Source organism: Pelagibius sp. (assembly GCF_028281305.1).
Taxonomy (GTDB): Bacteria; Pseudomonadota; Alphaproteobacteria; order Kiloniellales; family Kiloniellaceae; genus Pelagibius.
The window spans coordinates 69885-82266 of the sequence record NZ_JANQKD010000096.1; the positions used below are offsets into that span (position 1 = coordinate 69885).

Annotated in this window: 11 protein-coding genes and 1 tRNA gene; 8 read left to right on the plus strand and 4 right to left on the minus strand. The window is 64.3% G+C overall.

Going from position 1 to position 12382, the window contains the following annotated elements; translation table 11 throughout:
- Nucleotides 1-142 precede the first annotated feature (142 nt).
- Together Q0982_RS18720 and Q0982_RS18725 are read right to left on the minus strand one after the other, a co-directional pair.
- Complete coding sequence (locus tag Q0982_RS18720) at nucleotides 143-889, minus strand: tRNA1(Val) (adenine(37)-N6)-methyltransferase (RefSeq protein WP_299398059.1); 747 nt, start codon at nucleotides 887-889, stop codon at nucleotides 143-145.
- A complete protein-coding gene (locus Q0982_RS18725; protein WP_299398061.1) occupies nucleotides 886-1101 on the minus strand; it encodes a DUF2007 domain-containing protein in 216 nt (71 codons plus the stop codon). Before Q0982_RS18725 ends, Q0982_RS18720 begins: the two co-directional genes overlap by 4 nt.
- 382 nt (nucleotides 1102-1483) lie before the next feature.
- Here Q0982_RS18725 and Q0982_RS18730 point away from each other — a divergent pair, with 382 nt between their 5' ends.
- Nucleotides 1484-2506: a polyprenyl synthetase family protein gene (locus Q0982_RS18730; RefSeq protein WP_299398063.1), complete on the plus strand. Its 1023-nt coding sequence runs from the start codon at nucleotides 1484-1486 to the stop codon at nucleotides 2504-2506.
- Nucleotides 2507-2640: 134 nt separating this feature from the next.
- On the opposite strand, the gene Q0982_RS18735 is transcribed toward Q0982_RS18730, so the two are convergent.
- A complete protein-coding gene (locus tag Q0982_RS18735) occupies nucleotides 2641-2892 on the minus strand; it encodes a hypothetical protein (protein ID WP_299398065.1) in 252 nt (83 codons plus the stop codon).
- A 486-nt stretch (nucleotides 2893-3378) separates the two neighbouring features.
- On the opposite strand from Q0982_RS18735, the gene Q0982_RS18740 reads away from it, so the two are divergent.
- From Q0982_RS18740 to Q0982_RS18760, 5 genes are all read left to right on the plus strand, one after another.
- Nucleotides 3379-3882 (plus strand): pentapeptide repeat-containing protein, encoded by a 504-nt coding sequence (locus tag Q0982_RS18740; protein ID WP_299398067.1) that lies wholly within the window; start codon nucleotides 3379-3381, stop codon nucleotides 3880-3882.
- 205 nt (nucleotides 3883-4087) lie between these two features.
- Complete coding sequence (locus tag Q0982_RS18745; protein WP_299398071.1) at nucleotides 4088-4507, plus strand: rhodanese-like domain-containing protein; 420 nt, start codon at nucleotides 4088-4090, stop codon at nucleotides 4505-4507.
- Between the two features lie 62 nt (nucleotides 4508-4569).
- Complete coding sequence (locus Q0982_RS18750) at nucleotides 4570-6252, plus strand: ATP-binding protein (protein ID WP_299398074.1); 1683 nt, start codon at nucleotides 4570-4572, stop codon at nucleotides 6250-6252.
- 32 nt (nucleotides 6253-6284) lie between these two features.
- Entirely contained in the window at nucleotides 6285-7964 is a 1680-nt protein-coding gene (locus Q0982_RS18755; RefSeq protein WP_299398075.1) for an ethylbenzene dehydrogenase-related protein, read from the plus strand.
- A gap of 32 nt (nucleotides 7965-7996) precedes the next feature.
- Entirely contained in the window at nucleotides 7997-9184 is a 1188-nt protein-coding gene (locus Q0982_RS18760) for a 2Fe-2S iron-sulfur cluster-binding protein (protein ID WP_299398077.1), read from the plus strand.
- A gap of 219 nt (nucleotides 9185-9403) precedes the next feature.
- On the opposite strand, the gene Q0982_RS18765 is transcribed toward Q0982_RS18760, so the two are convergent.
- A tRNA-Pro gene (locus Q0982_RS18765) sits at nucleotides 9404-9480 on the minus strand.
- 365 nt (nucleotides 9481-9845) lie between these two features.
- On the opposite strand from Q0982_RS18765, the gene Q0982_RS18770 reads away from it, so the two are divergent.
- Nucleotides 9846-10898, plus strand: a complete 1053-nt coding sequence (locus Q0982_RS18770; RefSeq protein ID WP_299398080.1) for a TAXI family TRAP transporter solute-binding subunit — start codon at nucleotides 9846-9848, stop codon at nucleotides 10896-10898.
- A 299-nt stretch (nucleotides 10899-11197) separates the two neighbouring features.
- Entirely contained in the window at nucleotides 11198-12259 is a 1062-nt protein-coding gene (locus Q0982_RS18775) for a TRAP transporter substrate-binding protein (RefSeq protein ID WP_299398082.1), read from the plus strand.
- Nucleotides 12260-12382 lie beyond the last annotated feature (123 nt).

Genomic DNA, 12382 nt, shown 5'->3' on the forward strand with positions numbered 1-12382 from the left:
GGAACGTCAGAATATCGATGATGCTTCGTAGGGCCATGGCATGAACATAAGGCCTAAGGCTGCTTATTCCAAACCCCTGGCCCAAACATCCGGCCCAAACATCCGGCCCACCCCCCGGCCATCCGGCCGGCGCGGTTCGGGTCTAGAGTTCCAGCGGCTCTGCCGCCCGCAACACCGCCTCCGCAGCAGTCGAGTAGGCGCCGTCGTCCCGATGAAGCACCAAGCCTGGCAAAAGCCGCAGCGGCGCCCCGCTGCCCTTGCGGGCCTGCACGATCACGCGCTTGGCCGGCTCGCCAAGGCGCGGCCAGAGAGGCAGGACGGTGAGGCTGCCGCAGGCCGCGGCGCAGAGCGTGAGGACCTCCGCAAGGCGGTCGGCCCGGTGGATCAGCGTCAGGCTGCCCCTGGGCCGCAACAGCATGATCGCGCACCGCATCCAGTCGTCGAGCCCGGCCGCCCCCTCCACCGTCGCGATACGGCGGGCGGTATCGTGCGAAACACGGGCGGCCGCGGGGTCGAGGTAGGGCGGGTTCATCATCACGTGGTCGAAACGGCCGGTGGCGAAGCAGGCCGGCGGATCGCGCACATCGCCCAGATGGGCGGCCAGATCGGGACCGACATCGTTGAGGTCTCCGTTCTGCCGGGCAAGCGCGACAAGCCGGGGTTGAACCTCGAGACCGACCACGCGCACCCTGGGCAGCCGCCGCAGCAGGCAGAGGCCGGCCGAGGCGACACCGCATCCCAGATCGGCCACCGTCTCTCCGGGCTCTGCCGGCACCGCGGCGGCGAGCAGCACGGGGTCAATGGCGGCGCGGTAGCCGCCCGCGGGCTGGCGCAGCCGGACGCGGCCATCGAGGAGACTGTCTTCGGTGAGTGCGGGGCCTTCGCTCAAGAACTGGTCTCCTCCCCCGCGTCGGCCAGAACCTGCAGCGCCCTTTCGTAGTCCTGATCCCCCACCATGAGGCGCCGCGGCAGGATACCGATGGACCCTTCCATGATCGAGGTGTGGTGGTCCAGCACCAGGGTCTCGATCCCGGCATCGGCGAGCAGAGCCTCCAGCCAGGAGAGCTTGACCATGTCGTTGGTACGCAGCAGTTGTTTCATTGCCGGGCTGTTTTGCTGTTCCGGATGTTGACGGGTTCGGCTTAGGCCCTAGAGCTTGATGGTCTAGGCTTGATATGGGGACAAAGCGGTGGTTTCAGCCCCCCTTTCGCTCGATTCGCGCAGCGCGCCTTTCGTCGCACCAGAGGTATCGTGCTTGACCCCCCGGCGGTTAATCCTATGCTGCCTTCAGTGGCCCAAATCAAGCACTACGCCTGTCAAGGGACCGATTTGGGCAGCGCATCTAAGCCTCTCGGCGCATCTGAGCCCCTCAGCAACGCCACGAGGCCGCTGCCGGCCAACGAAGACGGCAGTGCCCAATGAGGACGGCGTGCAATGAGTATGGGGCGTTGGATAGGGGACGGCCAAAGGTGAGAGGGCGGTTGTGGCGCTAGTCGCCGAAGTCGGCAAAGAGCAAAAGGGTCAGGACCGGAACGGCCTCGAGCCTCTGATTGCGCTCGTCGCCGAGGACCTGCAGGCGGTCAACCGCCTCATCGTTACCCATATGGACTCGCCGGTGGCCCTGATTCCCCAGCTCGCCGGCCACATCGTCGCAGCGGGCGGCAAACGCCTGCGGCCGATGTTGACCCTGGCCTCGGCCAAGCTCTGCGGCTATCGCGGCGACCGCCACCTGGGGCTGGCCGCCTGCGTCGAGTTCATTCACACCGCGACCCTGCTCCACGACGACGTGGTCGACGCCAGCGACCTGCGCCGCGGCCTGGCAACGGCAAACGCCGTCTGGGGCAACAAGCCCAGCGTCCTGGTCGGCGACTTCCTGTTCAGCCGCGCCTTTCAGTTGATGGTGGCAGACGGCAGCCTGGACGTGCTGCGGATCCTCTCCAACGCCTCAGCGGTGATCGCCGAAGGCGAGGTTCTGCAGCTCATGACCGCCAACGATACGAGCTCTGACGAAAGCGCCTATATGGAGGTTGTCGAGGCCAAGACGGCCGCACTCTTTGCCGCGGCTTGCCGGGTCGGTGCCGTGGTCGCCGAGCAGGCCGAGGCCGAAGAACTGGCGCTGGAGCGCTTCGGGCGGGACCTGGGGATTGCCTTTCAGTTGGTCGACGATGTGCTGGACTACTCCGCTCTGCAGGCGGAGCTGGGCAAGTCCGTCGGCGACGACTTCCGCGACGGCAAGATCACGCTGCCGGTCGTTCTCGCAATTCAGCGCGGCAGCGACGAGGAACGCGCTTTCTGGCGCCGCTGCCTCGAGGACCAGGATTATCAGGACGGCGATCTTGAGCACGCCATCGCCCTGATGCAGCGCCACGGGACCCTGGAAGACGCCATGGCCCAAGCGCGCCGCTATGCCGCCTCGGCCAGCGCTGCGCTGGACCGTTTTCCCGAGAGCGCGATCAAAACAGCGCTGCGGGACATCGCCGGGTTCTGCGTCGACCGCGCCTACTGACCAGGATCGGGCCCTGCCCGGCCTGCTCTCTTGCCGTCAACTCTCCTATCGTCGACCACCCTCTGCTGAGGGCGTCGCCTCCGCGGTCTTGCAGGCCGGGGCCTAGGCGCTGCAGGGATGGCCCGCGGCGTTGGTCAGGCTTCCTCCTCCATGAGCTGACGCCATTCGCCCAGCCAGCTCAGTTCATCAAGAAAGGCCATGAGACGCACGCAAAGGGCCACTGGATGCGGTATCTGGGTGTTACCAGAGGCCCAGCGCCGCACCGTGCGGTCATTGACGCGCAACTCACGGGACAGCGCGGTTTGCCAGCGCGCGGTTCCGTAAAGCCGACTGCAAATGCGGTCCAGTTCAGCGGCGGTCATGCCGCCCTCTGCAGCTCTTTCCATCCACAGGCCCTCCCGCGACCCATCGATTCAGGACGCCGATCATAGGGCAATTCGTCCAGATATGCAATTCTGCCTTGGACAAATAGCCCTATAATAATCTCATACTGGCTAATATGCCCTAATAATGACGTTACATCTATGATATTTGGTGAGTTATTAGGCTATTTCGACCTATTTCTCAGTGAATTTTCTTCGTTTGACCAAATATTTTTCCAGTGCGGCGGGTTTCTTATTGACAAGAGTCGCCCTCGAGAATATAGTTTGTGCATATCAAGCACTGAAGAAAACACTGTTTCATTCCTGATCTGAAACATCCGCATCGCATCTTCAGTGTCTCGCGTGAAAGTGACCGCAGTCGCATATTCGTTGTTTGGGGGTCGACAGAGTTCGACCCCCTTTTTTTGTCCGAATTCCACCAAGCCCCGGCCCGAAGCGAGGTCGGCAAGAGACGCCGGACGGCGATAGAGATGCCAGGAGGCCAGGTCGATGAGTATCTTTCCGGAGTTCATTACCCGCGATCGTCCGCCGCAGTCGGTGCTGATCCGCCGGCGGGTGTCCGAACGCCAGTTGAACCGCCTGCTGCGCAGACATGCGCTCTACCGGACAGGCGCCCGCGACGGGCGCCGGGCGGTTCTGCTGCGCTGCGACCTTTCAGGCCTGGACCTGAAAGGCGTCGATCTGAGCGGTGCGGACATCCTGGAATGCGACTTCAGCGGCGCCGACCTCTCCGGGGCGCAGCTCCAGAACGCCACTTTGGCCGGATGCCGCTTTGAAAACAGCCGCCTGGACGCAGCCGATCTGTCCGGAGCGGATCTCTCTCGCTCGGACTTCGAAAACGCCGACCTGCGCGGCGCCGACCTGGGCGAAGCAACCCTCTGCGGGGCCCGGCTGGGCGGAGCCGAGCTTGGAGAAAGCCCCCAAACCGGGCTGACAACCAACATCGACACGCGGCAGCTCGACCGGCTGATGATGCAACTTAAGAGACAATAACTGCCCCAGATCCCCTGTCAGGTGCGGAACCTCGGCAAACCAGGAAAACATAATAGACATAATGAGTTCCTGGCTACCGGATGACGCTTCTTTCCCACTCTATTCCTCAACCATGCGGATCATTAACCGCAGGTTTTAATCTCACATCAGTTTCCAGTCACTAAATTGTGAGCTAGTATGGCTCGGTCCATGGGAGTGACTTGACATGGTGAGGGCGTTTACTGCCTTGCTTCTGGTATTGGGCATTTCCGCGCAGTCTTATGCTGCCGAAGAAACGCCCTTGGAGCTGTCTGGCGTCACGGTTGTCACGGCAGAGCAGCTTCAGCCGATTTTGGATCAGGGCATCTTCATCTACGACTTGCGCAAGAAAGCGTCCTTCGTCGATGGCCATGTGCCAAGCGCACAGTCGGCTGCTGCATTCTACGATGCGGCCCGCACGACCCTGGATACCAGTTTCCTCGGCCCCAACAAGTCTGACCGAATTCTCTTCTACAGCCATGGAACCACGGGCTGGAAGAGTTACTGGGCGGCAAAGCGGGCCGTCGAAGCGGGGTATGAGAACGTAATGTGGATGCGCGGCGGGTTTGCCGAGTGGGCAGGCAACGGATTTCCCATCGCGCGCTGAATCCGCATTCTGTTGACGCGGGGGGAGGGATTGCGTCCGTGGCTAGGTAAGAGGGCTCGCGCTTGACACGTCGGGCTCAATGGATCGGATGGTTCGGTAAGATCAGGACCCAGGCCCAGATGGCCATGGTCGTGTTCCTGCTCGTTCTTTTCGCGCAGTTTGCCGCCCTCTCCTACGCCCTTCACCGCGACCACGCCCTGATGCAGGGCATTGTCGAAGAGAACGAGTCCTCGCGCAAAGCGATCGACTCCCTCGCCGACAACCTTGCGCTGCTGAGCTACCGCATCATCGGGGTCAGCGGCGGCATCTACGCAGCCCAGAGCATCGCCTACGAATTGCCGGGGCTGGGCACCCGGATCATCGAAGGCTGGGACCTGGTCGACGAACGGCTTTCGGATTTCTCCGACGAGCAGACCAAACGCCGCGCCGCAGTGGCGATCAAAGGCCTGCCGGCATTCCTGGAAAAGACCCGCAGGCTGTTCGAAGAGACCGGCCCCCTGCCAACGGCCGAAGAACTGGATCGGCTGGAGCGCAATCACGATGAGTGGCTCGACTACCGCAGTGCGCTCAACGTTTTTGCCGACACGGTGCGCAGGCGTGTCGCCGAACACTCCGCGGAGAACTTCCAGGAACTGCAGCGCATCCAATCGAAGCTGTCCGCCTGGTCGGCGGCGGCCTTCGCCAGCGGCCTGATCGCCCTTGCGGTAACCTGGTATCTGCTCGTCTTTCGCATCGCCCGTCCGGTCACCAACCTGGTGACGGCGATGCGGCGTATCGCGACCGGAGAACTCTCCACCGCAGTCCCCAGCCTGAACCGCGCCAACGAAGTCGGCGATATGGCCCGCGCAGTGCAGGTCTTCAAAGCCAAGTCCGTCGAGAACCAGCGACTGCACGAAGAAGAAGCCAAGCGCAACGCCGAACTGGCGATGGCGCGCGACGATGCGCAAGCCGCCAACCGGGCGAAGTCAGAGTTCCTGGCCAACATGAGCCATGAACTGCGCACACCGCTGAACGCCATCATAGGGTTCTCGGAGATGATGCAGCGGGAACTGCACGGAACGCTCGGCAATCCGCGCTACAACGAGTATGTCCAGGACATCCATCATTCAGGCCGGCACCTGCTGGAAATCATCAACGACATACTCGACATCGCTAAGGTTGAATCCGGCAAGCTCGAGCTGCGGTACGAGACGATCAGCGTCGACGACCTGCTGAGTGCCTGCACCCGGCTGATGTCGGAACGCGCTTCCAGCGCCGGCGTGGCGCTGCGGATCGAGTCCGACACGCCTTCAGCCAAGCTGACCGCCGACAAGACGCGGCTCAGCCAGATCCTTCTGAACCTCGTGTCCAATGCCATCAAGTTCACGCCAAGCGGCGGAACTGTAACGCTAAAATCGAGCAGTCCGACACAGGGCACACGGCAGATCGATGTCATCGACAGCGGCATCGGCATGAGCGGCAAAGAGATTGCGCTGGCCATGCAGCCGTTCACCCAGATCGATCACGCCATGTCGCGGCGCTTCGAGGGCACCGGGCTGGGGCTGCCGCTGACAAAGGCCCTGGTGGAGCTTCACGATGGTGAGCTAAGGTTGAAAAGCGAACGGGGGGCCGGCACGACGGCGACGGTTGTTCTTCCGGCGCTGGCAGCCGCAGGAGCGACCGGGGACAGCTTGGCGGATGACGTCCCGGGGGACGCGGACTCGCCGGAACGGGAAGTGGTGCAGGTCAGCCGGTTTGGACGCTGAGGCCATAGCGGCAAAGCAGGGGGAGGGCGAGTGTGAAGAAGGTCGAGGCGCCGGGGCCGGCAACCCCTAACGCATGGCAACAGCGCCTGAGAAGCGACTTCGCCACCGCCATCCTCCACTGGGTCATTGTCGCCCTCTTCCTGCTCAGCCTGGCAACGGGCCTGAGAATTGCCAGCGACGCCCTGGACGCATCCTGGACCTCGGCCATCGCAGCGATCCTGCCGCAGGGCGATGTTTATGTGCTTCACATCTGGTCGGCCTGGGCCCTGACCGCCGCCTGCGGCGCTTACATCGTATTCCTGGCCGCCGCCCGGCTGGCGCCCCGGGTAGCCCTGGATACCAGCCGCATCAGAGCCCTCGCCTCTCACGACCGCCGCACGCGCTGGCAATCGATCAATGTGCTGATCTACTGGCTGGCCTTTCTGCTGGTCGCAGTCGCGACCGTCACCGGCAGCCTGATGTACTTCAATCTGCTTGCAGACAACCAGGCCCTTGTCACCACGCTCCACCGCATTGCCGCCTGGACCTTGCTGGCCTATGTTCTGCTGCACGTTCTGGCGCAATGGGCCATGGCCGGCTGGCGTGGGCTGTTGAAGATCCTCACGCCGCGCCTCGCCTATGCCGCGGCCGCGTTGGTGGCCCTGGGCGGCGCCGGCGCTCTTGCAGCAGGGGTCTTCACGCTCGACCGCATGACTTTGGAGAGCCTGGTGATCGCCAAGGCGGCCGAAGCGCCGCGCCTGGACGGCGATGTCGCGGATGCCGCATGGCAGGACGCAGCGCCGGTCACGGTCGAAACCCACAAGGGCGCGAACCTGCCGAACGGCACCATCCCCGTGCGCGTGCGCGGCGTTCACGACGGCGACAGCGCCTACCTGCTGTTCGAGTGGCCCGATGCGACCCGCAGCCAGAAACACCTGCCGCTGGAGAAGACCGCCCAGGGCTGGCGCGTCCTGCAGACAGCCTTCGACAAGGCCGACGAGAACGCCTTCTACGAGGACAAGTTCGCGGTCATGCTGTCGCGGGACTCCCGGCTGGCAGCCCTCAGCACCTCCCACCTCGGCGCCCGCCCCCTCAGCGGCCGTCCCGGCGCGAAGGGCGCGCGCGGCCTGCACTACACCACCGACGGATCGGTCGTCGACGTCTGGCATTGGAAATCCGTGCGCGTCGGCCCGCTGGGCCAGATCGACGACAACTACTTCGGCCCGCCGCGCAAGGCGCCGGACAACCCCGACGCACGCTACACCGGCGGCTACACACAGGACCCCAAGACCGGCGGCGGCTTCACGATGAACTGGGAGGCCTTCGATACCGGCACGGTTCAACCGCGCTGGCTGCCGCGCTCGCCTGAGGTGCTGGAAGAGCGCCTCGGCAGGGTCTCGCTCGATCCCGAGACCGGTGACGAGGGCCTCTGGTGGATGCCCCGCAGCCTTATGGTGCCGGCCACGCCGGAGGCCGACGCACAGTTCCCGGTCGGCACGGTGATGCCCAGCGTTATCGTCGAGGAGCCCTTTCAGGGTGATCGCGGCGACGTCGCCGCCGTCGCCCGCTGGGAGCAAGGCTGGTGGCGCATGGAGGTGCGCCGCAAGCTGACGGCGGACTCCCGCTATGACGTGACCATCGGCACGGACACTTATCTCTGGGTCTCGGTCTTCGACCACACCCAGACGCGGCACAGCTTTCATCTGCGGCCGTTGCGGATCGACCTGCGCTAGCAGGCATCGGGAAACAGCGGGAGAGTGTCGCCATGCCCAGACTGACCATCAGACAGTGGCCGCTACCGGTGGAAACAGGCCGCGCGACCATACTGGATGCGGCGCTGTCGTCGGGCGCACCCTTTCCGCACGGCTGCAGGACGGGGGAATGCGGAGCCTGCAAAAGCCTGCTGCTGAGCGGCGAGGTCACGATGTCCCACTACGATCGCGAGATCCTCACCGACACCGAGAAGAACGCGGGCTTTATCCTGGCCTGCCGGGCCAAACCCCAATGCGACGTCCACATCGCCTGGCTGGGCGGCTCGGCGACGCTAAAGCTGCCGGTCAGGCGTATGAGTGCCCAGGTCACCAATATCGAACGGGTGAGCCCGACGGTGCGCCGCCTCTACGTCTGGCCCGAGGAGACCCTGGAGTTCGCGGCCGGGCAGTTCGTCCGCCTGCGCTTCGGGGGTCTTCCCGCCAGGGCCTACTCGATGGCCAACACGCCGGGGGAGGAAGCGCTGGAGTTTCATGTCCGGGTGATCCCCGGCGGCGCGGTGAGCGAGCACATCGACAAGGTTCTGCGGGTCGGCGACCGGGTGCAGATCGAAGGGCCTTTCGGCAATGCCCATCTGCGCCCCGAGGACAGCAGCCCTCTTGTGCTGGTGGCAGGCAGTTCCGGCCTTGCGCCGGCAAAGTCCATCATGCGCACCGCCCTGCGCCAACAGCCGGACCGCCGGGTTCATCTCTACTTCGGCGTCCGCAGCGAGAACCATGTCTACGATGAAAGCGAACTGCAGGTCCTGGTCTCGCGCTACAGGAACCTGAAGGTCGACACCGTGCTGTCGGAACCGGAAGGACGCACCCGCCGCCGCACCGGCACGCTGGCGGATGTGGTGGCGCAGGATCTGGTGACCCACACCATGGCGCAGTTCTACATGGCCGGCCCGCCGTCGATGGTCAGTGCGGTCTCAAAAGTGGTCACCAACTTCGGCATCCGGCGCGACCAGATCCACGCGGATCCCTTCCACGCGGGCGGCGCACAGGAAAACGCGCAGCCGCCTGCTGGCGGCCGTCTGAGCCGCGTCCTCGCCGGGCTGCGCGGCCTGTTGCCGAGGCGCGCGAGCACGAACCCCACCGGTGGTGCCGCCGCCGCAGGAGATGCCGAGGTCCCCTCGCCCGATCAGTCCGCGGAGGCTGGGGAAGCAGCGCGCAGAGAAGGCCCGCAGCCCCCGGCCTGACAGCCGTAAAAAAGCAAGGCTGCTCGTCCGCCGCCGTCCGGCTGCCGGTCACTGCTTGCAATCAGGGCTGTCTGCTGTCTTTGCCGCGATGGGCTGGCCGGCACAGGCGAACCCGCTTTCGACCGCTCTTTCTGCTTGCTGCCGCCGATTCTGCGCGCTTGCCGGACCAATCTGCCGCCTGAGGCTTGCGCCCCCTTGAGAGGCTTTGGCCCCGGCGATTGGTCGGGGAGAGAGGATTCGAACCTCCGGCCCCTACGTCCCGAACGTAGTGCTCTACCAGGCTGAGCTACTCCCCGGCGCGGCGCGTTATAGCGGGTCCCCGGGGCCAATGCAATCCCGGCCCAATGCAATCCCGGCCCAATGCAATCCCGGCCCAATGCAATCCCGGGACGCACCGCCTGCGGGGACTGGGCCCGGGGGTTGGGTTCAAGAGCCGGGGGGCCGCACAGCCGGGCCCGTCAGGCTCGAAGCGCCTTTAACCGGAGCTTAACGAATCCGAGCCGACTCTGAAATAATCCGGAAAAAAATGGGGTTGACGGACAATCTCTGGTTGGGTCCAGTGCACCGCTCTCCCGGCTTCGCTCGCAGGTTAGCGATTGAGGGGCGCAGCTTGAGCGACGCGGGGAAGCGAAAGACCCTTGCCATTAGGAATGGATGACTGATGAAGCTGTTTTGGAAGGCTGCCGCAGTCTGGCTTATCGCCCTGGTGAGCACCCCTCTGGTCATCACCCCGCTGGTCATCACCCCTCTGGCGGCGGATCAACTGTCCCTCTTCCGGATCGGCACCGGCGGGATCGGGGCGACCTACTACCCCATAGCCGGTCTTGTCGCCCAGGCCATCAGCAACCCGGCAGGCCACTGCGAGCCGGACGAGATCTGTGGCGTTCCCGGGCTGGTGGCCGTCGCGCAATCCTCCAGCGGTTCCGTCGCCAATGTGCGTGACATCGCCGGCGGCCGCATCGAGTCCGGCTTCGTCCAGTCGGACGTCGCGTTCTGGGCCTACAGCGGCGTCGGCGCCTTTTCCGAAGAGGGCCGCCAGACCTCCCTGCGGGCCATCGCCAACCTCTATCCGGAATCCTTTCACATCGTCGTGCGCAAGGACAGCGGCATCGAAACCGTGCGCGACCTCTCCGGGCACCGGGTGGCCATCGACGAGGCCGGCTCCGGCACCCTGGTCGGCGCAAAGCTGGTGCTCGAGGCCTTCGGGCTCGACGGCGACGCCGTTTCCGTCACTTACCTGAAGTCGGACGACGCCATCGAAAAGCTCGTGGATGGTGAACTCGATGCCTTTTTCCTGATCGCCGGCTATCCGGCCAAGGTGATCGAATGGGCAAGCGAGCAGACCGCGATCCGCCTGCTGCCGATCGACGGTCCGGAGACCGAGGAGCTGGTCAGGCTGAATCCCTTTCTCCAGACCGACTTCATTCCTGCAGCCACCTACGACGGTATCAGCCAGGTGCCGACCTTGACGGTGGCCGCGCAGTGGGTGACCCGTGACGATATCAGCGACGAGACCATCTACGGCATCCTCGAAGCCTTGTGGCGCAGTGATGCCCGCCGCCTTCTCGACCGCGGTCACGCCCAGGGACGGGTGATCCGTCTGGAAACCGCGCTGGAGGGCGTGGGGATTCCTCTGCATGCCGGTGCCCTGCGCTTCTATCGCGACGTCGGGGTCCTTCAGCGCCAATCGGAGCGCCTCAAGACCACCAACTGACCACCAACCGGGCAGTGGATCGCAGCCCGGACCGGCGCTCCGGCCGCAGCCCTGGCCAGGGCCGATTTTCTCTTGTGTTCAGGGGCTTTGCAGCGATCGCTTGTAGACAGACAAGTTAATCTCTTTGTCTCGGCTTAGGGCTTGTTCGCGGGAGAGCCTTAAGCTAGCTTCACTTCACTTTGGGGGGCGCCCTTGTGAGGGACCTGGGCAGCCTTCCGACAGGGGATTTAAGCAGCGATTTAAGAATCATGGCCCGTCACATCATGGCGGGTGCGAACAGACGGGAGGACCAAATCGATATGCGCATCCGCGAAACCTTTACGCACGCCGTCTCGGCGCTGGCCATTGGCGCCCTTGTGGCCTTCACCTGGCCCGCCGACGCCGATGCCGAAGACAAGCGCGTCCGCTGGAACATGGGCAGCGCCTTCGGCAGCAAGCTCACCCAGCTCGGCACGCTGGGCGTCAGTCTTTCGGAGAAAGTGGAACGCTCCACCGGCGGCAACATCCGGCTGAAGTTTTTCGAGCCGGGCGCCCTTGTGCCGCCGCTCGAAATGTTCGACGCCATTTCGGCCGGCTCGCTGGACGCGGCCTGGTCGACCCCGGGCTACTGGGTCGGCAAGGACGAGACCTTTGCCATGTTCTCCGCGGTCCCCTTCGGCCCGCGTGCCGGCGAATACCTCGGCTGGATGTATTACGGCGGCGGCAAGGAGCTGATGGACGAGCTCTACGCCGAATTCAACATCAAGTCGATCACCTGCGGCGTGATCGCGCCGGAGGCCTCCGGCTGGTTCCGCAAGGAGATCAACTCGGTCGAGGACATGAAGGGCCTGAAAATGCGCTTCTTCGGTCTCGGCGCGAAGGTCATGGAGAAGATGGGCGTCTCGACCCAGCTCCTGGCCGGCGGTGACATCTTCCCGGCATTGGAACGCGGGTCCATCGACGCGACCGAGTTCTCCATGCCGGCCATCGACCTGAACCTCGGCTTCTATCAGGTGGCCAAGCACTACTACTTCCCGGGTTGGCATCAGCAGGCGACCCTGTTCGAGCTGATGATGAACAAGGACAAGTACGACGCGCTCTCCGAGACCCAAAAGGCCCAGCTTGAAATGGCCTGCGGCGACAACGTGCGCGAAGGCCTGGCCGAAGGTGAGGCGATTCAGGGTGCAGCGCTCGCCGAACTGCAGAGCAAGGGCGTGACCATCCATCGCTGGCCGCCGGAAGTCTTGGACACTCTCAACAACGCCTGGACCGAGGTCGCCAACGAACTGGCTGCCGAGAACCCGAACTTCAAGAAAGTCTGGGAGTCCTACAGCGCGTTCCGCGAGCAGTACAAGATCTGGGACGAACTGGGCTACCTGTAATCCGGACAACAGTTCCGGACGCCCAGGCGTCCCTGGCCCCACAGGGTAGGACCTAACGTAAACGGCGCCGGAGTTCTGGAAAAGGAACTCCGGCGTTGCTTTTACCAGCAAGGCCATGCGCCC